The organism is Empedobacter sp. UBA5987, from assembly GCF_002429865.1.
Lineage (GTDB): Bacteria > Bacteroidota > Bacteroidia > Flavobacteriales > Weeksellaceae > Empedobacter > Empedobacter falsenii_B.
Genome location: NZ_DJBB01000040.1, coordinates 66,053 through 91,709, shown reverse-complemented (window position 1 = coordinate 91,709; position 25,657 = coordinate 66,053). Strand labels below are relative to the sequence as shown.

23 protein-coding genes are annotated in these 25,657 nt (G+C 32.3%); 16 read left to right on the top strand and 7 right to left on the bottom strand.

The window, feature by feature from the left end; all coding sequences use genetic code 11:
* Positions 1 to 171 precede the first annotated feature (171 nt).
* Complete coding sequence (locus tag B3J26_RS06475) at positions 172 to 591, top strand: hypothetical protein (RefSeq protein ID WP_291073866.1); 420 nt, start codon at positions 172 to 174, stop codon at positions 589 to 591.
* A 5-nt stretch (positions 592 to 596) separates the two neighbouring features.
* On the top strand, positions 597 to 1,607 hold the full coding sequence (locus B3J26_RS06470) for a hypothetical protein (protein ID WP_291073864.1): 1,011 nt from the start codon (positions 597 to 599) through the stop codon (positions 1,605 to 1,607).
* Between the two features lie 431 nt (positions 1,608 to 2,038).
* Here B3J26_RS06470 and B3J26_RS06465 read toward each other — a convergent pair whose 3' ends face one another.
* Positions 2,039 to 2,437: a DUF4296 domain-containing protein gene (locus tag B3J26_RS06465; RefSeq protein WP_114998205.1), complete on the bottom strand. Its 399-nt coding sequence runs from the start codon at positions 2,435 to 2,437 to the stop codon at positions 2,039 to 2,041.
* Positions 2,434 to 3,156: a polyprenol monophosphomannose synthase gene (locus B3J26_RS06460; RefSeq protein ID WP_114998203.1), complete on the bottom strand. Its 723-nt coding sequence runs from the start codon at positions 3,154 to 3,156 to the stop codon at positions 2,434 to 2,436. Before B3J26_RS06460 ends, B3J26_RS06465 begins: the two co-directional genes overlap by 4 nt.
* A 66-nt stretch (positions 3,157 to 3,222) precedes the next feature.
* On the opposite strand from B3J26_RS06460, the gene B3J26_RS06455 reads away from it, so the two are divergent.
* From B3J26_RS06455 to recJ, 3 genes are read left to right on the top strand one after another with little or no spacing between them, the layout of a single operon-like run.
* Positions 3,223 to 3,897, top strand: coding sequence for a DUF4271 domain-containing protein (locus tag B3J26_RS06455; RefSeq protein WP_114998201.1), 675 nt, complete (start codon positions 3,223 to 3,225; stop codon positions 3,895 to 3,897).
* A gap of 7 nt (positions 3,898 to 3,904) precedes the next feature.
* Positions 3,905 to 4,654: a uroporphyrinogen-III synthase gene (locus tag B3J26_RS06450; RefSeq protein ID WP_019974792.1), complete on the top strand. Its 750-nt coding sequence runs from the start codon at positions 3,905 to 3,907 to the stop codon at positions 4,652 to 4,654.
* Positions 4,655 to 4,702: 48 nt separating this feature from the next.
* Positions 4,703 to 6,403, top strand: a complete 1,701-nt coding sequence (gene recJ / locus B3J26_RS06445) for a single-stranded-DNA-specific exonuclease RecJ (protein WP_291073861.1) — start codon at positions 4,703 to 4,705, stop codon at positions 6,401 to 6,403.
* Here recJ and rsmI read toward each other — a convergent pair.
* The 3 genes from rsmI to B3J26_RS06430 form a co-directional block, all read right to left on the bottom strand.
* Positions 6,400 to 7,074, bottom strand: a complete 675-nt coding sequence (gene rsmI / locus B3J26_RS06440; RefSeq protein ID WP_291073859.1) for a 16S rRNA (cytidine(1402)-2'-O)-methyltransferase — start codon at positions 7,072 to 7,074, stop codon at positions 6,400 to 6,402. The genes recJ and rsmI overlap by 4 nt on opposite strands.
* A 60-nt stretch (positions 7,075 to 7,134) precedes the next feature.
* Positions 7,135 to 7,629, bottom strand: coding sequence for a DUF4252 domain-containing protein (locus B3J26_RS06435; RefSeq protein ID WP_038336746.1), 495 nt, complete (start codon positions 7,627 to 7,629; stop codon positions 7,135 to 7,137).
* Between the two features lie 62 nt (positions 7,630 to 7,691).
* Positions 7,692 to 9,443, bottom strand: a complete 1,752-nt coding sequence (locus B3J26_RS06430; protein ID WP_038336748.1) for a 1-deoxy-D-xylulose-5-phosphate synthase — start codon at positions 9,441 to 9,443, stop codon at positions 7,692 to 7,694.
* Between the two features lie 71 nt (positions 9,444 to 9,514).
* Between B3J26_RS06430 and B3J26_RS06425 the strand changes: the two genes are divergently transcribed.
* From B3J26_RS06425 to B3J26_RS06410, 4 genes are read left to right on the top strand one after another with little or no spacing between them, the layout of a single operon-like run.
* The gene (locus B3J26_RS06425) at positions 9,515 to 10,093 is read left to right on the top strand and encodes a DUF3109 family protein (RefSeq protein ID WP_038336749.1); all 579 of its coding nucleotides are present in this window, start codon (positions 9,515 to 9,517) and stop codon (positions 10,091 to 10,093) included.
* Between the two features lie 13 nt (positions 10,094 to 10,106).
* Complete coding sequence (locus B3J26_RS06420) at positions 10,107 to 11,768, top strand: DUF6909 family protein (protein WP_125349979.1); 1,662 nt, start codon at positions 10,107 to 10,109, stop codon at positions 11,766 to 11,768.
* Between the two features lie 5 nt (positions 11,769 to 11,773).
* Positions 11,774 to 12,778, top strand: coding sequence for a Gfo/Idh/MocA family protein (locus tag B3J26_RS06415; protein ID WP_219034045.1), 1,005 nt, complete (start codon positions 11,774 to 11,776; stop codon positions 12,776 to 12,778).
* Complete coding sequence (locus B3J26_RS06410) at positions 12,759 to 13,154, top strand: acyl-CoA thioesterase (protein ID WP_038336752.1); 396 nt, start codon at positions 12,759 to 12,761, stop codon at positions 13,152 to 13,154. Before B3J26_RS06415 ends, B3J26_RS06410 begins: the two co-directional genes overlap by 20 nt.
* A 48-nt stretch (positions 13,155 to 13,202) precedes the next feature.
* Here B3J26_RS06410 and B3J26_RS06405 read toward each other — a convergent pair whose 3' ends face one another.
* Positions 13,203 to 13,724: an acyl-CoA thioesterase gene (locus B3J26_RS06405; protein ID WP_219034046.1), complete on the bottom strand. Its 522-nt coding sequence runs from the start codon at positions 13,722 to 13,724 to the stop codon at positions 13,203 to 13,205.
* Positions 13,725 to 13,898: 174 nt separating this feature from the next.
* On the opposite strand from B3J26_RS06405, the gene B3J26_RS06400 reads away from it, so the two are divergent.
* The 4 genes from B3J26_RS06400 (at position 13,899) to B3J26_RS06385 (ending at position 20,166) form a co-directional block, all read left to right on the top strand.
* Entirely contained in the window at positions 13,899 to 14,300 is a 402-nt protein-coding gene (locus B3J26_RS06400) for a hypothetical protein (RefSeq protein ID WP_286495288.1), read from the top strand.
* 156 nt (positions 14,301 to 14,456) lie between these two features.
* A complete protein-coding gene (locus B3J26_RS06395; RefSeq protein ID WP_291073857.1) occupies positions 14,457 to 15,539 on the top strand; it encodes an efflux RND transporter periplasmic adaptor subunit in 1,083 nt (360 codons plus the stop codon).
* Between the two features lie 18 nt (positions 15,540 to 15,557).
* Entirely contained in the window at positions 15,558 to 18,725 is a 3,168-nt protein-coding gene (locus tag B3J26_RS06390; protein WP_291073856.1) for an efflux RND transporter permease subunit, read from the top strand.
* On the top strand, positions 18,718 to 20,166 hold the full coding sequence (locus tag B3J26_RS06385) for a TolC family protein (RefSeq protein WP_291073855.1): 1,449 nt from the start codon (positions 18,718 to 18,720) through the stop codon (positions 20,164 to 20,166). The genes B3J26_RS06390 and B3J26_RS06385 overlap by 8 nt, the downstream gene beginning before the upstream one ends.
* 78 nt (positions 20,167 to 20,244) lie before the next feature.
* Here B3J26_RS06385 and B3J26_RS06380 read toward each other — a convergent pair whose 3' ends face one another.
* Positions 20,245 to 21,399, bottom strand: a complete 1,155-nt coding sequence (locus tag B3J26_RS06380; protein WP_286512814.1) for an SPOR domain-containing protein — start codon at positions 21,397 to 21,399, stop codon at positions 20,245 to 20,247.
* 88 nt (positions 21,400 to 21,487) lie between these two features.
* On the opposite strand from B3J26_RS06380, the gene dprA reads away from it, so the two are divergent.
* From dprA to recO, 3 genes are read left to right on the top strand one after another with little or no spacing between them, the layout of a single operon-like run.
* Positions 21,488 to 22,585, top strand: a complete 1,098-nt coding sequence (gene dprA, locus B3J26_RS06375) for a DNA-processing protein DprA (RefSeq protein WP_286495283.1) — start codon at positions 21,488 to 21,490, stop codon at positions 22,583 to 22,585.
* Positions 22,586 to 22,643: 58 nt separating this feature from the next.
* Positions 22,644 to 24,899, top strand: coding sequence for a two-component regulator propeller domain-containing protein (locus B3J26_RS06370; RefSeq protein WP_291073853.1), 2,256 nt, complete (start codon positions 22,644 to 22,646; stop codon positions 24,897 to 24,899).
* Positions 24,899 to 25,618: a DNA repair protein RecO gene (gene recO, locus B3J26_RS06365; RefSeq protein ID WP_125349971.1), complete on the top strand. Its 720-nt coding sequence runs from the start codon at positions 24,899 to 24,901 to the stop codon at positions 25,616 to 25,618. Before B3J26_RS06370 ends, recO begins: the two co-directional genes overlap by 1 nt.
* Positions 25,619 to 25,657: the final 39 nt, after the last annotated feature.

The following is a 25,657-nucleotide window of genomic DNA, read 5'->3' as shown; positions in this document are numbered from 1 at the left end:
TTATCTAAATGCACTACGGGTAAAAGACATTATATTTTTTTATACAAAATGATTTTGTTTTTATACAAAAACCCGCAATTCTTCGGTTTTGTATAAAATACGCATTGGTTCGTATAAATTTGAATTTGGGACTAATTTTTTGCTTTTTATTTACGTCGAAAAATTAGTAATATGTCGCATGCAAAAGTGTTAAAATTATATAATCTTATAGACGAAACTTCGTTATCTGAAGAACAACTTGAATGTAAAATTATTCAAATAGTTGATCTTATTCGATTTATAGAAATTTACAATGATTCTATTTTGATCAAAGATTTTTTGAAATACAATTGTAGCATTATTTCCCATGAAAACAAATCAATCGGAATTGTATTTTGTGAGCAACTCGAAGAAATTGAATCACTTATAGCCACACAAAAACTTTTGATGATAAAGGATAAAGAATTTCTGAATGAATTATGGATTGTTTTTGTTAAAGATTATCAACAATCAATTAATATTGAAAGTATTAGGAATGATCGTAAACTCAATCTTTTTGACAAGATTTTTAATTTCAATTTTTATAAACAAACAATTTTACAAGCCAGATAATAGCCATGAAATTAATTAAAACGTCAACAATATTATTTTGTCTTCTAACAAATGTTACCAATGTATATGGGCAAGACAATAAGGAAATAAAAGAACAAGATAGTATTTCCAAAAAAGCCTATATATATTTGACGCAACAATTTTCTGTTGCAAGACCATTGAATGTAGAATACACTTATGCCACGCCAACAAAATTTACTTCGAAAACGGATGGGAACAAAACTGATGGTAATCGAATTAATCATTATTCACAACTGAATATCAGTACAAATATCAATATTTTGAAAAAAAAGAATTGGATTCTTAGTACGACTCTTGGTTATAAGAATACCAATATGGATATAGAATTTGCTGAACCAACGTTTCAAGAAACAAAAAATGTAGATATTAATGCACATTATCTCTATGAATCCTTGAATTTGGCTTATAGTACAAAACTTTTTAACAAGCCTACTTTTCTAAGTTCTAGTCTTATTTTTGATGGTAGCGACAAATATTTTGGTCGAGTAAAAGGACTTGTAACAGGAAATATTTTATTAAAATCTACAGATCGAACTAAAATATTAGTAGGATTAGGATTGAACATTGATGAAAGTACTAAAACACCTGTAATTCCAATGTTTACCTTACAACATAGATTTAATAATGACTTTTTTGCAGATATTATTTTACCAAAACAAATTCTTTTCAGAATGCATCCTTTCAAAAATTCTCGATTATCAATAGGAACTGAATTGGAAGCAAACACGTTTTATTTATATCATTTGAATCCCAATAATTTATCTGAAAAATACGAATACAGACAAGTCGATTTAAATAATGGATTGAAGTACGAATATTTATTAAAACACAACTTTATTATCATTGCCAAAACAGGAGTAAAAACGCTAATTACAAACGGTTTATTTAATAAAAAAGACACGTTTGATGACAAGTTTTTCTCTTCGACACAAGATCCTTCGTTTTATTTTAATGTAGGACTTTCTTATAATCCTTTTGTAAAAAAGCGAAAATAAATCAGTTATTGTCTCCCCAAAAAAAGCCTTACAATAAGTATCGAAAGGCTTTTTAAATCTATCAACTATTAACTACTTGGGTAGTTATTACCTTTTGCAATGTTGCGAAATAAGACGATTTCCTTTAAGATAAATACAGGGATTTGTTCGTTAAGAATTCAAAAATTTTAAGATGGTTAAAGCGACTACTATAATTAAAATAGAAACAATAACGACATCTTTATAATTGATTGTTTTCGAACCAAATCCAACTTTTTTTGATTTACTTATCTTTTTAGATTGCATCAGAAGGATTTTTTAGTTGATACAAATATAGATTATAAATTTAATTGATTAAGAAGTTTATAATTAAATAATTGTAAAAATTACAATGTAATTATAAGGTAAATTATAACAAACAAAAAACCTCAAGTGATTCACTTGAGGTTTTGTTATTTTTCTGCTTCTATAACGTTATTTAAGCTATTCTTTTGATTTTTTTGACGCTCTTTTTCTTCGTCAGATAATTTATCTTCAAGATTTTTTTTCACATCATTCAGCATTTCTTTGAATTTTTCGGGCTGCATCATATAATATTTGTAGCTCTCCGAAAACTGATGAAACGTGATATCATAACTTTTCATAATATCTACGGCATCTTTTGCTAAATCTATACTTTGATCTTGGTTTTGAGTAGGGAACATTTGTAAACCTTGTTGACTAATGTATAAATCTGTAAGAATATCAATCATTTCAGATTGATTGATGAGATCTTTTGGTTTGTCGTAATTTTTTGGTGCACAACTAAAAATACTCAAAAAAATCAGTGATAGAAAGATCAAGTTTTTCATAATTTACCAAATATTTTTCTTAATCGTAACGAAATTACACCAAAAACGGCTTCTCCAATAATATCAGAACTAATTTTTGATTCGCCTAAAGTTCTGTCCGTAAAAATAATCGGAACTTCTTTTAGCTTAAACTTCTTAATCCACGTTTTATACTTCATTTCAATCTGAAAACCATAACCTTTGAATTGTATTTTATCCAAATCCAAAGATTTCAACACGTTTGCTCTATAACCAACAAACCCTGCTGTGGCATCATGAACAGGTAGTCGAGTGATGATGCTCACATATTTCGATGCAAAATAAGACAATAAAACTCTATTCATTGGCCAATTCACAACATTTACACCATTAGAATAGCGAGAACCAATTGCTAAGTCGGCACCATCTGCTAATGCTTGGTATAAGCGAGGTAAATCATTTGGATTATGTGAAAAATCTGCATCCATTTCGAAAATATATTCGTAATTATTTGCCAAAGCCCACTTAAATCCATGTACATAAGCGCGTCCTAAACCATCTTTTGTGGTACGAATTTCTAAATGCAAACGTCCATTAAATTCAGGAATCAAACGTTTTACAATATCATTCGTTCCGTCAGGAGAACTGTCGTCAACAATAAGCACATCAAATGCTCCGTCAACAGCCAAAGCTGCACGAATAATGGCTTCTATGTTTTCTTTTTCGTTGTAGGTCGGGATAATAACTAATTTGTCCGACATAAATATTATTTTGTGGGCATAAAGATAGTTATAAGATTGTTAGTCTTTTGTATTTTTGAAAAAATTATGAAAACAAACGATTTAATCTCGATAGGAAAAAATACACTTGGCAATGATACTGTTCTTATTGCTTTGACGGTGTGTTTGTTATTGGTTTGTGCAGCAAAATACTTGTTTGCGAAAAATTTCAAAACGCTAGATAATAAAACCGAATACATGAGTTTTACGGATGATAATACGACGTTATTTAGTTTTATTGTTAATGGTGTGACGGTTTTGCTGATAAGTTTGTTGTTGGTTTCTTATTTTGATATCAATTATAATCATATTCCAAATTTTAAGTTTTATTATCTTTCACGTGTCGGAATTACCTTTGGTGTAATCAGTTTGATTATGCTTTTTAGGTTGATGATTGAGGTAATTTTTTATCGTGTTTTCTACGAATCTAGTTCTGTTTCATATTTTATGAAAAGCTCGAGTTTTGTCAATGCAAAAAATGTTTTACTCTTACTTATTATTTGTTTTTTGTTTTTTTACACACAAATTAACAAAGATTACTTGATGGTGATTGGCTTTATTTTGTTGTTTTTGAATAGAATATTCGAAATTTATCATATATACGCAAAACAAATAAGTGACAATAAATCAGTTTGGTATTATAATATTTTGTACCTTTGCACCCTAGAAATTTTACCTATAATGGTATTAGCAAAACTATTAATTGTAGGTAAAGTAATCTAAAATTACTATGAAAGTTAAATCAATATTAGTATCTCAACCTAAGCCTCAGGCAGAAAACTCGCCATACTACGAGATTGAAAAAAGAAATAAAATCAAAATTGATTTTAGACCATTTATCCAAGTTGTCGGAATAGACGCTAAAGAAGTAAGACAACAAAAAATTGACTTTAGCAAAGTGACTGCTGTAATTTTTACAAGTAGAAACGCTATTGATCATTTTTTCCGTTTAGCAGAAGAAATGCGCTTTACTGTTCCTGACTCTATGAAATATTTTTGCGAATCAGAAGCAATTGCATTCTATTTACAGAAATACATTGTTTACAGAAAACGTAAAATTTATATTGGAGAAAAAGTTTTTGCGGATATGGTGCCTTTATTTAAAAAGCACAAAGACGAAAACTTTTTATTACCAGCATCTGATGTTTTAAAACCAAATGTTCCTACTTTACTAGATAGTTTAGGATTAACTTGGCAAAAAGCAACTTTGTTTAGAACTGTTTCGAGTGATTTATCTGATTTGTCTGATGTAAAATACGATATTTTAGTATTTTTTACACCTTCAGGAATCAAATCATTATTCGAAAATTTCCCAGATTTCGTGCAAGAAAATACAAGAATTGCCGTTTTCGGGAAATCGACAGTAGATCAAGCAAAAGAGATGGGATTACGTGTAGACATTGAGGTGCCAACACCACAAACGCCTTCAATGACAATGGCGTTAGATAAATACGTGAAAGAAGCAAATAAATCAAAATAATATTCGCTTTACCCTTCTCTCTAATTAAAAAATATGTAAATTGAAGAGATGGAAAAAAGATGGGAAATAAAAGAACAGCCCAATACTGAAGTTGTTAAGGATTTAAGAGAATCGCTTAACATTTCTGAGGTGCTTGCTATTTTATTAGCCCAACGTGGAATTACGAATTTTGCGCAAGCCAAATCGTATTTTAATCCATCCTTAGACGAATTGCATGATCCTTTTTTGATGAAAGGAATGTCTGATGCGGTTTCACGTATCAAAAATGCAATTGATGACGAAGAAAATATCTTAATATTTGGAGACTACGATGTAGATGGAACGACAGCCGTAACTTTGTTTTACGAATTTCTGACTTCTATCTACTCGAAAGTCTTTTTTTATATTCCAGACCGAAATAATGAAGGTTATGGAATCTCTCAACAAAGTATAGAATTCGCTGTACAAAACAATATTTCACTTGTAATTGCTTTAGATTGTGGAATAAAAGCACATGAAGAAATAAAATATGCCCAATCAAAAGGCATCGATTATATTATTTGTGATCACCATTTACCAGATCGTTCTGTGCCAAAAGCGTACGCCGTTTTAGATCCGAAACAAAAAGGTTGTCGTTATCCTTACAAAGATTTGAGTGGTTGTGGCGTTGGGTTTAAATTGGTGCAAGCTTATACAGAGAAATTCAACCTTCCGAAAGAAAATCTTTTGCCACTTTTAGATTTAGTTGCAGTAAGTATTGCGGCTGATATTGTTCCAATTACAGGAGAAAATCGTGTGTTGGCCTATGCTGGCTTGAAACGATTAAATTCAGATCCTCGTTTGGCTTTTCAGCAATTAATTCCGACTAATATTAAAAATAATGTCAATATTTCTAATGTTGTTTTTTCTATTGCACCAAAAATTAATGCTGCAGGTCGTATAAAACATGGTTCGGAAGCGGTTCGTTTTATGTTGAGTACAGATGAAGAGGATTGCCGTAAATATTTGAATGATATTAATTCATTAAATAACGAACGCAAAACCTTGGATCTTGATATGACGCATGATGCACTCTTTCAATTGGATCAAATCAATACCAAAGAAAAATATTCGACCATTGTTTACGATGCGTCTTGGAATAAAGGTGTAATCGGAATTGTAGCTTCTCGTTTGGTCGATTTGTATTATAAACCAACCATTGTTTGCACGAAGAATAATGAAGGTGAAATTGTAGGTTCAGCCCGTTCTATTCAAGAGTTTGACATACATTCGGCAATCGAGAAAAACAAAGATTTGTTAACACAGTTTGGTGGACATATGGCTGCTGCTGGTTTAGCAATGAAAGAAGAAAATTTTGAAGAATTCAAGATTAGATTTGATCAAACAGTGAAAGAAATGTCGAATGGAAAACATTTTACGCCATCAATTTTGATCGATAAAGAGATTTCTTTTAACGATATGACACGTTCTTTCTTGGAATCGGTGATGCGAATGGCGCCTTTTGGACCAGATAATATGAATCCTGTTTTTATTTCGAAGGATTTATTAGCAACCGATTTCCGATTAGTTGGTAAAGAGCATGCACGTTTGTACGTACATCAGCGAGATACACGTATTACGTTTCCTGCAATTGGTTTCAAATTAGGGAAATTTGGACCAAAATTAGAGAAGGGACAATCGTTTGATATGGTTTACACAATCGGAATGAATTATTGGCAAGGAAAAGGAACTTGGCAATTGAATATCAAAGATATTCGCTTCAACGGTTAATGATTTCCTTCTACAACCAAGACCATTTCACCTTTCAAATTTCTTTTTTCGGCTATTTCGGCTAATTCAGTTAATGTACCGCGTAAAGTTTCTTCAAATTTTTTCGAGATTTCGCGTGATAAACTTGCTTTGCGTTCAGTTCCAAAAGCTTCGGCTAAATCTTTTAAAGTACGTCCAATTTTATGTGGAGATTCGTAGAAAATCATCGTTTTCTTTTCTTCTACTAATGAATCTAATTTCGATTTTCGACCTTTTTTCACAGGTAAAAATCCAACAAAAGTAAATTCATTATTTGGTAATCCAGAAACAACTAATGCAGGAACAAAAGCGGTTGCACCTGGTAAACATTCGATTACGATATTATTTGCTACACATTCTTTTGCTAATAAATAACCTGGATCAGAAATACCTGGAGTTCCGGCATCAGTAATAATCGAAATGATTTGACCATCTTTTAGCTGACGAATAATATCTTCAGTTGCTTGATGCTCATTGTGCATATGGTAGCTACGCATTGGAGTAGAAATTTCGAAATGTTTCAGTAAAATACCACTATTTCGCGTGTCTTCTGCCAAAATCACATCCGATTCTTTTAGCACATCAACCGCTCTAAATGTCATATCTCCCAAATTTCCGATTGGCGTCGGAACCAAATATAATTTTCCACTCATGCGACAAAGTTACAAAGTAATTTCAAAAGAAAAAGCCAGCAAATTAGCTGGCTTCCTATATTATTTCAAAATATCTGCTAAATCTGCAATATCTTCAGCCGAAACTTTGTCCAAAATTTTGTCTAAATCTGTTCTAGGAATATCTAATTTCGAATCGATAACCAATACATTTCGTAAACCGTTAATTCCAAAAATCATTTTCTTAACTCGTCCGCCATCTTCTTGTAATGAAATGTTCAAACGGCTGTCTTTCGCTTTGAATTTGACTAAGTTCTCATATTTTTCACCACGCATAGATGACTGCAAATCATTCATGATTCTTTTTTGCTTTCCTTGTCCAGCATCTGAAACAACAAAAACTTTAGCCGATTTTAAATAATTAAATAAATCTGTTCCACCAGCTTTTCCAGCTAATTTCAACGCAAAAGAAGGTAAAGGAATTACAGTAGATTGATTATCATATTTTTTGTAGAATTCTTGCATGTTGCTTGTTGTACCGCAAGATTGCAATGTTAACAATACTGCTATAAAAGATAAACCGATTATTTTTTTCATTGTTCTTGTGTTTATAAATTAGAAAAAGCTATTACAACTCTCGTACCGAAAATTATTAATTTTTAGGATTGTTGAATTTTTAGGTAGGAAAAAATCATTTCTAAAATCGATGAATCATCTAAACCAATCATTTGTTCTAATTCGGTAATCGAAGCGTGTTCGATAAATTCGTCTGGATAACCGTTGATTGTAATATTTCCTTTGTAATGTATTGAATTCAGAAACTCTAAAATTCCACTTCCGAAACCACCTTTTTTTATTCCATCTTCAAAAGTTAGAATGGTAGAATATTTTAATGAAATAGCTTTTAAGCGAGATTCATCCAAAGGCTTGATAAATGGAAAATCAATCAAAGCGACTTTATCTTGAAGATGATTTTGGATGATAATTTCTTCGATTCGAGAACTAATCAATCCAGTTGAAAGAATTGCTAATTGACTTCCTTCAAAAATAATTTCAGATTGACCGATTTCTATTTTTTTGACTTTAGAATTGCTTGTTTGGATATTATTTTTTGGATAACGAATAGCAAATGGTTGAGTTGTAAACTGCGCTGTGTACAATAGATTTTTGAAATCTTTTTCGTTTCGAGGCGAAGACACAATCATATTCGGAATTTCGCGCAAATACGCAATATCAAAATAACCATGATGTGTCGCGCCATCTGTACCAACGAATCCTGCACGATCAATACAAAATACAACAGGTAGATTCTGTAACGCTACATCGTGAATGACTTGATCGTATGCACGTTGTAAAAATGTCGAATAAATCATACAATACGGAATGGTATTTTTCGTCGCCAGACCAGCTGCAAACGTTACCGCATGTTGTTCTGCAATTCCGACATCAAAAACTCGTTTTGGGAAATCTTGATGACATTTCACCAAATTACTTCCTGTTAACATAGCAGGCGTTATCGCAACGATTTGTGAGTTATTTTCAAGTAATTGATGCATGGTTTCACCAAAAACATCTTGATACGATTTTTCTTTTTTCTTTGATTTTATTTCGCCCGTTTCTTTATCAAACAAACCTGGAGCATGCCATTTTACTTGATCGATTTCGGCTTGTTCGTAACCTTTTCCTTTTGTTGTTTTGATGTGTAAAACTTTTGGACCTCTGATTGAATCAGCTTTATTGAAAGCATTCAGTAATTCATCAAAGTTGTGCCCATCAATTGTTCCGATGAAATTTAAACCAAAATTGGTAAAGATATTTTCGGATTGATTTTCTAATGATTTAAAATGTTTTTTCAAACCACCAACCGAAGGATCAATTCCGATATCATTATCATTCAAAATCACTAAAACATCCAAATCTGTCGATCCAAGGTGATTCAATGCTTCTAAACTCATTCCAGAAGTAATTGATGCGTCACCAATAATTGCAATATGTTTTCTATTGATTTGATTGATTTTATCTGCTGTTGCCATCCCAACAATTGCTGAAATAGATGTAGAAGAATGTCCCGTTCCAAATGTATCAAACTCACTTTCTGTACGCGTTGGAAAACCAGAAATACCATCTTTCTGACGAAGAGAATCGAAAATTTGTTGACGACCAGTCAAAATTTTATGTGGATAACATTGATGACCTACATCCCAAATCAACAAATCTTTAGGTGTATTGTAGTGATAATGTAATGCAATCGTTAATTCAATCACACCCAAACTAGCACCTAAATGTCCTGGTTTTACACTCAAAGTATCCAAAATAAACTCGCGCATCTCGTGAGCTAAAGCAGTTAATTGAGACGCTTCAAAAGTCCTAAGTTCCTTAGGATGATTGATTTTTGAAAGTAGATTATCCATTATTCTTTTACAAAATTACATTTTTCTGAGGAATTTTCCGTACCTTTGCATGTTACAAAATTTAATGTAACATGTTCCAAATAGGAAAAACCCTTGTATCTGAAGAACTACTAAATGAAGATTTTGTTTGTAATCTTAACAAATGTAAAGGGATTTGTTGTGTAGAAGGTGACGCAGGAGCGCCTTTGAATGATGACGAACTAACTGTATTAGACGATATTTATGAAGATGTAAAACCTTATTTGCGTCCCGAAGGAATTGCGGTGATTGAGCAAGAAGGTAAATACACAATGGATACTGACGGCGATTGGGTAACTCCATTAGTCAATAATCGCGAATGTGCCTATTTAGTTTTCGAAGAAAATGGTTTTTCAAAATGCGGTATTGAAAAAGCATACGAAGACGGAAAGGTCGACTATAAAAAACCAATTTCTTGTCATTTGTATCCAGTTCGTGTTAAGGAATATTCAAATTTCACTTCTGTGAACTATGATGTATGGGATATCTGCTCAGATGCTTGTACCTTAGGAAAAGAATTGAAAGTGAATGTTGCAACATTTGCAAAAGATTCGTTGGTCCGAAAATTTGGACAAGAATGGTACGATGAATTAATGGCCATTCAACAAGAATTAAACAACCAAAAAAAGTAAAAAAAAAATTATTATGTCAATAACAAGAGCAAGAAGATCTACTGACGCTATTGAAAGATTATATATCTCTATGCGTCATTTATTTCATAGAGGAGTGTACCGTCCATCTGGTGCACCTGGAAAAATATTAAGAAATTTATTATTCGAAATTAATCCTGAAATCTACGGGTCAATGACAGATCCAAACAAAGTAGAATTAAGTGGGTTGATGTACGTTTTAGATCGTTTACCAGAAGGAATTGTAGAAACGCCATATGTGTCTTTTACATCTGACGAAGGTTATGATCGTTCTATTTTTACACCAATTATTCCTGCAAAACGTCGTCGTTTTTGCTATAGAATTGATGATGACCAGATGAATATCGAAATTTCTCGCGGTCGTTCTGACATTTATGATGTGTTAACGCACTTAACATTTTTATATAACGAAGCGGATAAAATCAGAAATAGAGCATTTAGTAACGAAACACTTTCTAAAAGTAGAGCGTGGGAATTTATCGAAAATGTTGCATTTAATGAAGTTGAAATTTCTCGAAAAGAACGCGAAGTTGCTTTGATGCATTTATCGACGATTTTAGGAAGAACATTTGAAGAAACACAAGAAATTCATCATTATTTCAGTAAAGCAGACGACAAAGATTATTTTTTCCGTGTAGTTTATTGGATGGGATATACTAGCCAACAAGATCGTATCGGAACAAAGAAACGTGAAATTACATTTACGTCAACTTTACGTGAATCGATTGGTCATCATATGATTGGAGAAAAATGGGCGAATGAAATCAAACGTGTATTATTCGAAAATAATCTTCAAGATAAAAACATTCACATCATTTCTGCTAATATGCATAGTGTGTCTAACATGTTGTATGCCTATGATGGATTAAAAAGAAAATACAAAAATGATGGTGTAGAAATTTACGAAGATTTGAGTGCGGCAAACAACAAAATGTTGCGCGATTCGTTAAATGAATACACTCAACAAAATGGTTTAGTTTACATCAAAGATCAATCAGGAACAAATATCGATGTTCAAATTATTGATTTATCTAAAGTAAACATTGCAAATTCAGCATTTTCTTATGCAAAAGATAAGAACAATGAGGTGATTATTGTGATGGATTATGCCTTTGGTGAGCAAGCATTTGAGGCGATGGATGAGTTGTTGAAACCATACAAAGTAGGAGATGTAAAATTCAAAATGAATGTAAAATCTGTTGCGATTATGGGTAAAGCTGGTATTCTTGAAGGAATAAAAGGTGATATAATGATTGCTACAGCGCATGTTTTCGAAGGAACAACAGATAATTATGTTTTTGATAACGAATTAACCGCTGCAGATTTCGAAGGACAAGGTTTAGGTGTTTATGAAGGACCAATGATTTCGGTTTTAGGAACATCATTACAAAATAAAGACGTTTTAGAGTATTTCAAAAATTCGTCTTTCCAAGCGATTGGATTAGAAATGGAAGGTGCGCATTATCAAAAAGCGATTCAGGTTGCGTCAAAAATTAGACATCACATCGATAAAGATGTTAAAGTAATGTATGCTTATTACGCTTCTGATAATCCGTTAGAAACAGGAAGTACATTGGCTTCTGGAGGTTTAGGATTAACAGGTGTAAAACCAACTTATCTAATCACACAAAAGATATTAGAAAAAATTATTAAATAAATTCAATGAAGAATTTTTCCATTTTAGGCTACGGTCATATTGGACGTGTACATCAACAAGCGATAGAAGAAACGGAAAATGCGCAATTAATTTCGGTGATTGATTTCAATTTACCAGAAGATTTACCTTTCAAAGGTTATTCAACACTTGAAAGTTTTCTGAACGAAGATCAAGAAACTGATGTTGTTGTGATTGCTACGCCAAATGGTTTGCACCGCGAACATGCGATTCGTTGTTTAAAAGCGGGAAAAAATGTTTTGATTGAAAAACCAATTGCATTAACTGTAGAAGATATTACTGAAATACTGAAAGTTGCTGACGAAAAGAAACTTAGAGTTTTTACGTCGATGCAGCTTCGTTTTTCTCCAGTTGTGCAATATGTAAAGAATTTGATAGATAATAATTCATTAGGGAAAATTTTCATGGTGAATATTAATTGCTATTGGAATCGTAACAAGAATTATTACAAGTTGCGTGAATGGCACGGAAACCAAGAAATGGATGGAGGTGTTTTATTTACTCAATTTTCGCATTTTGTTGATATCATGAATTTTTGGTTTGATGAGGTAATTTGTACAAATTCAAAAAGTTTCAATTTTACGCATCAAGAAGTGACAGAATTTGATGATTCGGGTTGTGTTGATTTTACTGCCGATGGAGCAATCGGACATATGATTTATACAACGTCAGTTTTCAATAAAAATTTCGAAAGTAATATCACGCTTATTGCTGAAAAAGGAACAATAAAGATTGGAGATCAATATCTTAATCAAATGATTTATTCTGATTTAAAAAATGTGTGTTGTTCAAACAAAATTTCTACTGAACAAAAGAATTTTCATCCTAACGCCATTGCCGAAATTTCTGACGCGTTAATCCGTCATAATGAATCTTTGTTAGATGGAAAATATGCTGTAAATTTAGTCAAGTTTATTTCGGATGCGAATCATTTGGCAACAGAAAATAAGCAAGAACTTAAAATAGAAAACTATGAAATTTCACACTCGTAAATGGGTAAAACCAGAAGATCTTAACCCAAACAAAACACTTTTTGGAGGAAAGCTTTTGGCTTGGATTGATGAAGAAGCGGCGTTGTATAGCATTGTGCAATTAGAAAATTCACATGTTGTGACCAAATATATGTCGGAAATCAACTTTATGGCTTCGGCTCGTGAAGGTGATATTGTAGAAATTGGAATTGAAGTGGTGAAATTTGGAACAACTTCATTGGTTTTACAATGCGAAGTACGTAACAAAATGACGCATGAAACCATTATTACAGTCGATCGAATTACGATGGTAAATTTAGATGCAGAAGGAAAACCAAAACCACACGGGAAAACACAAATAGAATATGTGGTGGATCGTTTAGCTGGAAAAGGTTAAAAAATTATATCAATAAAAAAGTCGAAACATTGTTTCGACTTTTTTATTTTATTCTGTAATAAACAACGATTTTAATTCGTGTGCATCAGCAGGATTCATTCTGCCAGCCAAAATCAAACTTAATTGTTTACGACGCAAAGCAGCTTCATAACGCTCGATTTCTTGTTCAGATTCTGGAATTAATTCAGGGACTTGAACAGGTTTATTATCATTATCAACGGCTACAAATGTATAAATACCGCTATTTGTTTGGTTATAAACACAATTTTCGTAATCGTAAACATAGACATCAACATACACTTCCATCGATGATTTGAATGCGCGAGTTACTTTAGATTCTAACTTCACTGTACTTCCCATCGGAATCGGAATGTTAAACGCAACGTGATTGACACTTGCTGTTACAACCAAAAAACTTCCACCATGCATTTTCGCAGAAATAGAAGAAATTCTGTCCATAGAAGCCAATAATTCGCCTCCGAACATGTTTCCTAAGTTGTTGGTTTCATTCGGTAAAACCAAGTTTGTCATTACTGCTAACGACTCTTTTGCTGTTTTTGCTTTCGCCATAAACTTTTGTTTGTTGGGTGCAAATTTCAACAAAATATTCGAGTTTTGAAACAGTTATTATCGTTGTGTTAAGTATTTGTAATTGAGTTTTTTATTAAATCAATAAAATTTTATAGTTAAAAAATGTTAATATAGATTATTGTATTATTTCAAGTCTTACATTTGAACAGAATTATGAAAATGTTTATCACATACTTGCTGTCTGCTTTATTTCTGCTATTTTTTGCGGAAACTAAAGTGTTTGCGGGTACTCAACATTTTCAAGGAAATTTAACTTCGCAGACAGTTGTTAACGATAATACACATATTTATCACGCAAGTAAAATTGTTGAAACTAAATTTTCTAAAACTTCAAATTCAAATCAATTTCAAGAATTTAATCCAAGTATCGAAACGATTGATGATGATTTTCAGACATCAAACAAAATCGATTTAGAAACTTGTATCAAACTATTAAGTGTTGTTCTGGTCTTAAACTTTATGATTCAAGGTTTAAGAAAGAAGCACATCTTCTACAATAAAACCATCAAATTTTCGAGTTGTAAGTACATTTTGTTACGTACAATCAGAATTTGATTGATTTCTTAAATTTTTAAAATTACACCAAAAATTAGTGTTCAGTTCATGAATAGCTGAATGTTAACCAATTTTTGTATGTAATATTTTTTGGTAAAACTACTTCTGCCAAGAAATCCATTTCATCAAATTTTACATTTAATAGTTAGAAGAATTATGAAAATAGTCGCATTATTTGTAGCTCTAAGTACTGTATTGTTGACAACAAGTTGTTCATCAAAAAAACAGGAAAAAGAAGAAGTGAAAGATTATCCAATCACAACGCCAATCAAAATGGATACGATTGTAGATAAGGATTATGTAGCCCAAATTCAATCGGTACGAAACATCGAAATTCGTGCGCAAGAAAAAGGTTATTTGCAAAAAGTTTTTGTGGATGAAGGTCAACATGTACAAGCTGGTCAATTGTTGTTTCGCATTATGCCTTCGATGTATCAAGCCGAATATTTAAAATCGAAAACTGAGGTAAAAGAGGCACAAATTGAATTACAAAATTCAGCAACTTTGGCTGATAATAATGTCGTTTCTAAGAACGAAAAAGCCATTGCGCAAGCACGATTAGAAAAATCGAAAGCAGAAATGCAATTGGCTCAATTACATTTATCATTTACAGATATTCGTGCACCATTTTCTGGTGTTATAGATCGAATTCCGATGAAATTGGGAAGCTTGATTGACGAAGGAATGTTATTAACAAATTTATCTGATAACTCATCAATGTTTGCTTATTTCAACGTTTCTGAGCCTGAATATTTAGATTATCAAACAAATATTCAAGATAGAGCGAATAAACAAGTTTCGTTGATTATGGCGAATAATAAACCTTTACCAGAAAAAGGTTTGGTAGAGACGATAGAAGGAGAATTTAACAACGAAACAGGAAATATTGCGTTTCGTGCGCGTTTTGCAAATCCAAATCATTTGTTGAGAAATGGTGAAACAGGGAAAGTAAAAATGACAGTTCCGTTACATGATGCTTTATTAATTCCACAAAAAGCAACCTACGAAATTCAAGATAAAACCTATGTTTTTGTAGTAGATAAAAATGGTGTTGTGAAATCAAGAAATATCACGATTGGTTTAGAAATGCCTGATGTTTATGTGGTAGAAAGCGGACTTTCGGAGAAAGATAATATTTTGTTAGAGGGTGTTCAGAAAGTGAAAGATGATGATAAAATCAAAACGAAATTTATTGCACCAAGAAAAGTTCTTTCATCGTTAAAATTAAAATCAAACTAATCTAAAAAATTCAAAGTTATGTTTGATAAATTTATTCGAAGACCCGTTCTTTCGATTGTCATTTCGTTGATTATAGTTTTCTTAGGAATTCTATCATTAGTCAAATTACCTGTAACGCAATTCCCATCAATTTCACCTCCAAAGGTGAATATTACAGCGGAATATCCCGGTGCGAATAATGAATTATTAATCAAATCGGTGGTAATTCCATTAGAACGTGCGCTAAATGGTGTTCCAGGAATGAAATATATTACATCTGATGCTGGGAATGACGGTGAAGCGTCTATTCAAGTGATATTTGATTTAGGAACTGATCCCAATATTGCAGCTGTAAATGTGCAAAACCGTGTTTCTTCGGTTGTCAATAAACTTCCGCCTTTAGTAGTTCGCGAAGGAGTGAAAATTACACGCGAAGAATCAAACATGTTGATGTACATTAACTTGTACAGTAACGATCCAAAAGCTGACCAACAATTTTTATATAATTATGCAGATATCAATATTTTATCTGAGTTGAAACGTATTAATGGAGTTGGAGATGCAGATATTTTAGGAAACCGAGAATATGCAATGCGTGTTTGGTTAAAACCAGATAGAATGCAAGCCTATAATATTTCTGCGGATGATGTGATGAAAGCGTTGGATGAACAAAGTATTGAAGCTTCGCCAGGGAAAACAGGGGAAAGTTCTGGAAAACGTTCAGAAGCTTTTGAATATGTATTAAAATATTCAGGTCGATATAACACAAAAGAACAATATGGAAACATCATTTTAAGAGCAAATCCTGATGGAGAAATCTTACGTTTAAAAGATGTTGCTGATATAGAATTCGGAAGTTCGATGTATGATATTTACTCAACATTGAACGGAAAACCTTCTGCCGCAATTGTGATAAAACAATCGTACGGAAGTAATGCGAGTGAAGTGATTAAAAACATCAAAGAATTAATGGCTGATCTTAAAGAGAATAATTTGCCAAAAGGAATGGATTACGAGATTTCATATGACGTTTCGAAATTCTTAGATGCTTCAATGGAAAAAGTGGTACATACACTTTTTGAAGCTTTCGTTTTAGTTGGGATTGTTGTGTTTTTATTCTTAGGTGACTGGCGTTCTACATTAATTCCTGCGTTGGCGGTTCCTGTTTCTTTGATAGGAACTTTTGCTTTAATGAGTTTCTTTGGAATTACATTAAACTTGATTTCTCTCTTTGCTTTAGTTATGGCGATTGGAGTTGTTGTCGATGATGCGATTGTGGTGATAGAGGCTGTTCACGCGAAGATGGAAGAGAAAAATCTTTCGCCTTTACGAGCGACGGAAGAAGCAATGCGTGAAATTAGTGGAGCAATTATCGCAATAACATTTGTAATGGCAGCCGTGTTTATCCCAGTTGCGTTTATGTCTGGCCCTGTTGGTATTTTTTATCGTCAATTTTCGATTACGATGGCGACATCAATTATTTTATCAGGAATTGTTGCCTTAACGCTTACACCAGCTTTGTGTGCAATGATTTTGAAAAATAATCATAATCAACCAAGAAAGAAAACGATGCTAAATAAATTTTTGTTGAAGTTTAATAATTTGTTCAACAAAGGATCTTTTAAATATGAAAAAGTTTTAACCAAAACAGTTAACAAACGCACTGTTACATTCGGATTTTTACTAGCATTTTGTGCTGGAGTTTTCTTTTTGAATAATAGTTTGCCTTCTGGATTTATTCCAAACGAAGATCAAGGAATGTTTTATGCGATTATTCAAACACCTTCAGGTTCTACGTTAGAAAGAACAAATGAAGTTTCTCAAAAATTACAAAAAATAGCGGAAGGAATTGATGGCGTTTCATCAGTTTCATCTTTGGCTGGTTATGAGATTTTGACAGAAGGAACAGGAGCAAACTCTGGAACTTGTTTGATTAACTTGAAAAGTTGGGACGAACGTTCTAAATCTGCTGAAGAAATCATCAAAGAATTAGAAGAAAAAACTGGGAATATTAATGGTGCAAATATCGAATATTTTCAACCACCATCTGTTCCTGGATATGGTGCTGCAGGAGGTTTCGAGTTGAGATTGTTAGATAAAGCGGGTAGTGGAGATTATCATAAAATGGAAGAAGTGAGCCGTGATTTTGTAAAAGAATTAACTCGTCGTCCAGAATTGAGTTCTGTATTTACATTTTATAGTGCTTCTTTCCCTCAATATGTCTTGAAAATTGACAATGATATTGCCGAACAAAAAGGAGTTTCGATCGAAAATGCGATGGATAATTTATCAACATTAGTTGGTTCTAATTACGAAACAAGTTTCATCAAATTTGACCGACCTTATAAAGTGATGGTACAAGCTTCGCCAGAATATCGTGCGTTACCAGAAGATTTATTGAAATTGTATGTGAAAAATGATCAAGGTGAAATGGTTCCATATTCAGCTTTCATGAAAATTGAAAAAGTATATGGATTATCAGAAATTACGCGTCACAATATGTATAATGCAGCAGAAATTAGTGGTACGCCAGCACCAGGTTATAGTAGTGGACAAGCGATTGCAGCGATTAATGAAGTAGCTAAAAATACATTGCCTCGCGGCTTTGGAATTGATTGGGCAGGAATCTCGAAAGATGAGGTTTCTCGTGGAAATGAAGCGGTGATTATTTTCGCCATTTGTTTAATTTTCGTTTACATGATTTTAGCAGCACAATACGAAAGTTTTATTTTGCCTTTACCAGTTATCATTTCACTACCAACAGGGATTTTCGGAGCATTTTTCTTCTTGAAATTATTAGGATTAGAAAATAATATTTATGCACAAGTTGCAATGGTGATGTTGATTGGACTTCTCGGTAAAAATGCGGTGTTGATTATTGAGTTTGCAGTACAAAAACATAACGAAGGTTTATCAATTGTAAAATCAGCGATTGAAGGTGCGGGTGTTCGTTTCCGTCCAATTTTGATGACATCATTTGCGTTTATTGCAGGTCTTATTCCGTTGGTTATTGCTTCTGGTCCGGGAGCAGTAGGAAATAGAACAATTGGTACTGCTGCTGCAGGCGGAATGTTGTTCGGAACTATTTTCGGGTTGTTTATTGTACCCGGTTTATATGTTGCGTTTGGCGCTTTGGCGGATAAAATGCAATTGGTGAAATATGAAGATGAAAATCCTTTAACAGAAGAAATCACGGAAGATGAATAAAAATAGTTTAAAAAATATAATTGCAATAAGTCTTTTTGGACCGATGATTTGGAGCTGTAAAACTCCTGCGGTAAGCAAAGAGATTGAAAATCATCAAGCACCAAAAATTCCAGAAGCTTATCAAAATGTGCAAAATGATGATGCACCAAGTTCTGGGTTGACGCCTTGGAAACAATTTTTTACTGATCCAAATTTGGTCGTTTTGATTGAAGAAGCGTTAAAAAATAACCAAGAATTGATGATTACACTTCAAGAAATTGAGATTTCTAAAAATGAAGTGTTGTACAAAAACGGAAAATTATCGCCAAATGTTTCAGCAAATGCAGGAATTGGAGTTGAGAAAGTTGGTCGTTATACAAGTCAAGGTGCTGGTGATGCTTCGACTGAGATAAAACCCGGGAAAGAAATGCCTGATCCTTTGATGGATTATGCGATTGGATTGAGCGCTGATTGGGAAGTTGATATTTGGAAAAAATTACGTAATTCGAAAGATGCTTCGATTGCTCGCTATTTATCAACGGTGGAAGGAAAGAATTTTGTTTTGACAAATTTAATTTCTGAAATCGCTTCGTCTTATTATGAATTATTGTCTTTGGATAGTCAATTAGATTTAATTCATCGAAATATTGAGCTGCAAAAAGAATCACTGCGTGTCGTAAAAATTCAGAAGGAAGCAGCGCGTGAAACAGAATTAGCGGTGAAAAAATTTGAAGCAGAGCTATTAAAATCAGAAAGTGAAGAGTTTAATATTAAACAAGATATCACAGAAACTGAGAATAGAATTAATGCATTATTGGGAAGATATCCGCAAACGATAAAACGTGATGGTTCGTCTTTTATGGATTTGATTCCTCAAACAATGCATGCAGGAATTCCGTCTGAATTATTATCAAATCGTCCTGATATCAAACAAGCAGAATTAGAGTTAAAAGCTTCTGCTTTAGATGTGAAAGTGGCTCGTGCAGAGTTTTATCCGTCACTTAATATTTCTGCGGCTTTAGGACTAAATGCGTTCAAACCATCTTATTTGGTAAAAATGCCAGAGTCTATTTTATATTCGTTGGCTGGAGAATTAGCTGCGCCTTTAATCAATAAAAGTGCGATAAAAGCGGAGTTTAATACAGCAAATGCTCATCAAATTCAAGCGTTGTACGAATATGATAAAACGATTTTAAATGCTTATTTAGAAGTGTCAAATCAAATGTCGAAGATTAATAACTTAGAACAAAGTTATTCGTACAAAGATAAACAGGCGAAAGCACTTGTAGAATCTATTGATATTGCGAATCAGTTGTTCAAAAATAATCGTGCAGATTATCTAGAAGTGTTAACAACTCAACGTGATTTATTGGATGCAAAAATGGAATTAATCGAAACAAAAGAAAAACAATTAAGTACAGTTGTCGCTATATACAAAAGTTTAGGTGGTGGCTGGAAGTAGTTTTCATATTCATTCTAACAAAGAAATAAGCTGCCTTTTGGGCAGCTTATTTCGATTTATATTGTATTAAAAAATGATTTAATTTTCAGTTCTAACCCAAGTTCCAGGAGACTTTTTATTCACATCATTCATATATTTTTGCGCGTCTTCTATGTTATTGAAGCTGCTATATGTAACATAATAATAGCGACCTTTTACATAAGAAACTCCAGCATCTTTGTAACCTTGTTTTTTCAATTCACCAACCAAACGGTCAGCATCTTCTTGACGTTTTAACGAAGCCGCAATAACTTGATATTTTTTATTGCTAGATTTTGCAGTTGTTTTAGGTGCAATTTCTTTTTTGTCCTCAACTTTCTTTTCAGCTGTTTTAGGAGCTTCAACTTTCGTTAATTTTTTTGTTTCTGTTTTTACAACTTCTTTTGTCGAAGGTTTTTCCTTTACAATTGCCGTAATCTCCTTTTCAGTCTCATTCAGTTTTGTTTCCTTTACAACTGTAATTTCAACTTTTTTAGGCGTTTCAATTGTATCTGTTTTCGTTACGGTTTCGGCAATTTGATATTCAACCAAAGAAGGTTCAGCAATCGTTTGTGGCATATTATACACATCGTATTGCACTGTAGGTTTTTCAGTTTTGGTTGCGTCATCTTTACCAATCATTGGCAAAACCAAACCGCTCCATTGCTCCGTTACGAATTCTTGCACGGGTTGCGGCGTATTAAAATATAGGAAGCCACCAACAATAATGGGAATTAATGAGGCTGCGGCTAAAAATTTTGACATGTGTTTGTTAGAGGTTTTAGTTTTAGACGAATCTAAAATGTAATTGGCTTGTAAATTTGAAAGACCATAAGCGGCGATGAAATAATTTTGAGCATTTTCTGGTTTGAAGTCAATTTTTCCAGCGTCATTAAATTGTAATGATCCGATATTTTGTAAGGTTAAAACTTTTCCATTTTTCAAATGTTCTTGCCAAAAATAAACTTGTTCATTCAAAAATGTTTGCGCATTTTCAAAAGACATTGGCTCATCTTCTACAATTTTATTCACCAAAACACCATCACTTTTTGTTAAAGTTGTATTGAAAGAAAGCTCTTTTCTTGGCGGAATAAATGTGTTTGTTTGCTCGTCAAACGCCACATTAGCAGTGTTTGAGATAAACGCACCAAAGTTTGGAACGATTACACAATCGTGCTGAAATAATAATTGACTAATATGCTCTTCTAACCTCATACTACGAAATTAACATTTTTTTTAGATTTAGCAAAAAATAAATACTTAAAATTCTGCTTAGTTGGTTTAATATTAGTAATTTAACAAAATGCAAACCGATTTACCATATATTTTAGCACTTTCTTTTCAGAAAGGAATTGGCGATATCACAGCTCGAAAAATTATTCAATTTTTTGGTTCAGCACAGGCTGCTTGGAATTGTAAACCAAAAGATTTGCTGCAAATTTCGGGAATTGGACAGCAAATAAGCAAAGATTTTGGGAATAAAAAATGGTTAGATTTAGCTTTTAACGAAATAGAATATTGTAAAAATAATCAAATCAATATTTTAACTTTTTATGATGAAGCTTATCCACAATTCTTAAAAGAATGTATTGATGCACCTTTGGTGATTTTTTGTAAAGGAAGTTTAGAATTTAATCAATTCAATAACAAAAAGATTTCGATTGTTGGTACGCGAAAAATGACTAATTATGGACGAAATTTTATTACTGAATTAATCGAAGGTTTAGCAGATTTTGATGTTACAATTGTTAGTGGATTAGCGTACGGTTGCGATATAGAAGCACATACAAATGCGCTCAAAAATAATGTTGCAACATGGTCGGTAATGGGAACAAATTTTGAACGAATTTATCCTGCTACTCACAAAAAAATTGCGATTGAAATTTTACAAAAAGGAGGTTGGATAACGGAGCAACCAAGTTTTAAAATTGCTACACCTGAAGCTTTTTTGCAACGAAATCGGATTATTGCAGGCTTATCAGATGTTACAATTGTGGTAGAATCTGCTTTTAAAGGTGGAAGTTTGGTGACTGCAAAATTTGCAAATGAATATAATCGAGAAGTGTTTGCTTTGCCAGGGAAATCAACGGATGCGTTGAGTATTGGGTGTAATTATTTGATAAAATCTCATCAGGCTTATTTGGTCGAAAATTCGAAAGATATTATTGATTATTTTAACTTCAATTCGAAGAAGAAACCAAAACAAATAGATTTGTTTATTGAGTTTTCTAATGATGAAAATTTAATTGTAAATTATCTCAAAACCAATGGAAAACAACATATTGATAAAATGTCTTTTGACTTAAATTTGAAATCCTACGAATTGATGCCAGTTTTATTAGATTTAGAATTGAAACAAATAATTTCTACTCTTCCAGGTAAATTTTATGATTTATTGTAACAAGCAATACAATTTTTAGCAAGTTATTTTGTTATAAATTACAGTATTTTTGTGCATTATGAAGACAAAATTGTTCATTTTCATCACCATGATTTTCACAAGTTTAAACGCTCAAAATGATAAAGTGCGTTGGACTGATCTTTTTTCTTACAATAATGTGAAATTGTTGGAAGAAGTAAATGGTGTGATTTATTGTGGAACTGAAAACGGAATTTTCTTGTTCAATCCTCTAAATCCAACAAGTGATTGGATTAAACTAAATAAAACCAATTTTTTGAACAATGTTGGGGTTTCTGCAATGGCTTATGATAAAGATTCGGATTCGTTTTTAGTTGGGTATGAAAATGGAGGTTTAGATTTATTGAAATCTGGAGAATCGACAATGGTTTTGGATATTAAATGGAATGGATTTAACGGAGTTAAAAAAATCAACCATATTCTTATAAATGACGGAATTGCGTTTATTTCTGGTGCTTTTGGGATTGTTTCCTACGATCTGAAAGATGAAGAATTTAAAGAAACAACACGTACAACAACACGTACAAATACAGCTGTTGTAAATGATGCAACAATTTTAGACAACAAGATTTATATCGCAACATCGAATGGAATTTATTCGAGTGATTTATCGGATAAGAAATTGAATAATCCGGATTTTACAACTTGGGGAAGTTCTATTGTTACAGGAGATATTTCGAATATAGAATTGTTTGAAAAAGAGATTTATTATTCAGTAGAAAATGAATTAAAAACAATTTCTGGAACTCCTGTTTCTGGAGCTTTTAATTTTATTGAAGATTTAAAATTATCAAATGAAAAATTAATCATTACTCAAAATAATCAGATATCTGTTTTAGGAAGTGGTGATTATTCTAAATCTGAAATTAATTTTAATACTGCAATTTCAATTGATAATATTGTTTATGGAGGTTCAGTAAATCATGGAATTATTAATTTATCTAATCATAAAGAATTTTATCCCGATGGACCTTTCAATAATAAAGCTTGGTCTGTAACAACAAAAAATGGAAAAGTCTGGATTGCTCCAGGAGGAATGGGAGATGTTTATAATACTCCAGCTAAAAATGTAGATGGTTTTTCATATTACGATAGTAAAAATTGGAAACATTTTTCTTTCTCAAAAATTAAAGCAAAAGATATAGTACAAGTAGAAGTGAATCCATTAGATGATAATAAATTTGTAGTAGGATCTTATAATTATTATGATAGAGATGTAGATGGACGACGAGATGTGTTAGAGTTTAATTTAGCAGATAACGATGAGCCAAAAATAATTTTACAAAAAAATGATTTTTCTAGTTCAAGAATAGCAGGTCTTAATTACGATCTTTTAGGAAATCTATATGTTGCAGCTTCTTTTCCTGTAGATAAAGCGGCAGGTGCTGGATATCCTGATTCAAAATTTAATTATTATGCAAGAAGAAAGAATGGAAATACTTCTTGGGAAATTATTGGATCTGAAAAAAATATAGCTTCTACTGCTGTAAAACCTATAGCAGGTAGCCAATATACTTTTTTTCCTAATGCACGTTATGGTGGAATCTCTGTTGTGGATAACTCAAATTTTAAAGAGATTGTAAATATAAAAGTTGCAAATGGAGACTTACCAAGTGATGATGTACATACAGTTTCACTTGATAAAAGTGGAAATCTTTGGATCGGAACAGGGCAAGGTTTAGTCGTTTTATACGGAGCTGATAATGCTGTAAGTTCTAATAATATAATTGCCGAGCCTGTTGTTATTATTCAAGATGGAATTCCGGAAGCGTTGTTAACTGATGTTGGGATTTACGCTATAAAAGTAGATAACGCAAATAATAAATGGATTGCAACAAATGGGGCAGGAGTTTATTATGTTTCGGATAGTGGAGAAACGACGAAATTACATTTTACGTCTAAAAATTCACCTTTACCTTCGGATGTTGTGTACGATGTTTCGATTGATGAATCGACAGGAAAAGTATATTTTGCAACAGAAAAAGGTGTGGTTTCGTATAATGGAGATGTGTCGACAGAAGCGAATAATTTTAACAATGCAATTGCGTATCCAAATCCTTATCGACCAGAATATAAAGGGAATGTTACGATAAAAAATCTTCCAAATCGTGCGTTGGTTAAGATTACAGATATTGTTGGAAATTTACTTTTTGAGAAAAAAGCCGAAGGAGGAATTGTAGAATGGAATACAAATAATGCAAAAGGAAAGCCAGTAGCTTCTGGAATTTACTTAGTTTTGATGACAAATGCTGATGGTACAGAAACCAAAACATTAAAAATTGCAGTTGTCCGTTAATGAAAATTTTAGAAACCAAAGCCATTGTACTTTCAAGCTTAAAATATGGTGACACGAGTTTAATTATTCGTTGTTATACACAAGATTTTGGCCTTAAATCATTTATAGCAAAAGGAGTTTTCTCCAAAAAAAAGCGAAATACTTCGTTGTATTTTCCGCTAGCAGAAATAGATTTGAGCTTTCAACCGAAATCAAATGAACAACAATTGGTTTTCTTAAAATCAGCTCAGACGTCGCATTATTATGAATCGTTGCATTTTCATCCCATCAAATCGGCGATTGTTTTTTTCTTAGCTGAAATCCTAAACTTAGTTCTAAAAGAAGAATCAGATAATCCAGAATTATATTTTTACATTGAACATTCGTTAAAAGAATTTGATCAAAAAAAAGATGATTTTGCAGATTTTCATTTGATTTTTTTAATTCAATTATCACATTTTCTTGGTTTTTATCCCAACTTAGAAATTGATGGAAATCTATTCGATTTAGAAAATGGATTTTTCACAAATTCGAATTCATCTATCAATATGTTGAAAGCAGATGAAACTGTTTTGTTCAAAAAATTGTTAGAATTACACTTTTCCGAAGATTCAAAAAATACATTCAACCAATCGCAACGTTCTCTTTTACTCGAAATTCTAGTGAAGTACTATCAAATTCACACCAATAATTTTAAGAAGCCAAAATCATTACAAGTTTTATACGAATTGTTTAGTTAATCTCCCGAAATAAATTCTAACAAATCTTTAAAACAAAGA

Bases quoted from the DNA above. Each gene is read 5' to 3' on its own strand.
- B3J26_RS06415 (WP_219034045.1), top strand. From the start codon at position 11,774: ATGAAGAATTTTTCCATTTTAGGCTACGGTCATATTGGACGTGTACAT.
- B3J26_RS06380 (WP_286512814.1), bottom strand. From the start codon at position 21,399: ATGAGGTTAGAAGAGCATATTAGTCAATTATTATTTCAGCACGATTGT.
- recO (WP_125349971.1), top strand. From the start codon at position 24,899: ATGAAAATTTTAGAAACCAAAGCCATTGTACTTTCAAGCTTAAAATAT.
- B3J26_RS06435 (WP_038336746.1), bottom strand. From the start codon at position 7,629: ATGAAAAAAATAATCGGTTTATCTTTTATAGCAGTATTGTTAACATTG.
- B3J26_RS06395 (WP_291073857.1), top strand. From the start codon at position 14,457: ATGAAAATAGTCGCATTATTTGTAGCTCTAAGTACTGTATTGTTGACA.
- B3J26_RS06425 (WP_038336749.1), top strand. From the start codon at position 9,515: ATGTTCCAAATAGGAAAAACCCTTGTATCTGAAGAACTACTAAATGAA.
- B3J26_RS06390 (WP_291073856.1), top strand. From the start codon at position 15,558: ATGTTTGATAAATTTATTCGAAGACCCGTTCTTTCGATTGTCATTTCG.
- B3J26_RS06450 (WP_019974792.1), top strand. From the start codon at position 3,905: ATGAAAGTTAAATCAATATTAGTATCTCAACCTAAGCCTCAGGCAGAA.
- B3J26_RS06410 (WP_038336752.1), top strand. From the start codon at position 12,759: ATGAAATTTCACACTCGTAAATGGGTAAAACCAGAAGATCTTAACCCA.
- B3J26_RS06420 (WP_125349979.1), top strand. From the start codon at position 10,107: ATGTCAATAACAAGAGCAAGAAGATCTACTGACGCTATTGAAAGATTA.
- B3J26_RS06430 (WP_038336748.1), bottom strand. From the start codon at position 9,443: ATGGATAATCTACTTTCAAAAATCAATCATCCTAAGGAACTTAGGACT.
- B3J26_RS06405 (WP_219034046.1), bottom strand. From the start codon at position 13,724: ATGGCGAAAGCAAAAACAGCAAAAGAGTCGTTAGCAGTAATGACAAAC.
- rsmI (WP_291073859.1), bottom strand. From the start codon at position 7,074: ATGAGTGGAAAATTATATTTGGTTCCGACGCCAATCGGAAATTTGGGA.
- B3J26_RS06370 (WP_291073853.1), top strand. From the start codon at position 22,644: ATGAAGACAAAATTGTTCATTTTCATCACCATGATTTTCACAAGTTTA.
- B3J26_RS06385 (WP_291073855.1), top strand. From the start codon at position 18,718: ATGAATAAAAATAGTTTAAAAAATATAATTGCAATAAGTCTTTTTGGA.
- recJ (WP_291073861.1), top strand. From the start codon at position 4,703: ATGGAAAAAAGATGGGAAATAAAAGAACAGCCCAATACTGAAGTTGTT.
- B3J26_RS06465 (WP_114998205.1), bottom strand. From the start codon at position 2,437: ATGAAAAACTTGATCTTTCTATCACTGATTTTTTTGAGTATTTTTAGT.
- B3J26_RS06460 (WP_114998203.1), bottom strand. From the start codon at position 3,156: ATGTCGGACAAATTAGTTATTATCCCGACCTACAACGAAAAAGAAAAC.
- B3J26_RS06400 (WP_286495288.1), top strand. From the start codon at position 13,899: ATGAAAATGTTTATCACATACTTGCTGTCTGCTTTATTTCTGCTATTT.
- B3J26_RS06455 (WP_114998201.1), top strand. From the start codon at position 3,223: ATGAAAACAAACGATTTAATCTCGATAGGAAAAAATACACTTGGCAAT.
- B3J26_RS06475 (WP_291073866.1), top strand. From the start codon at position 172: ATGTCGCATGCAAAAGTGTTAAAATTATATAATCTTATAGACGAAACT.
- B3J26_RS06470 (WP_291073864.1), top strand. From the start codon at position 597: ATGAAATTAATTAAAACGTCAACAATATTATTTTGTCTTCTAACAAAT.
- dprA (WP_286495283.1), top strand. From the start codon at position 21,488: ATGCAAACCGATTTACCATATATTTTAGCACTTTCTTTTCAGAAAGGA.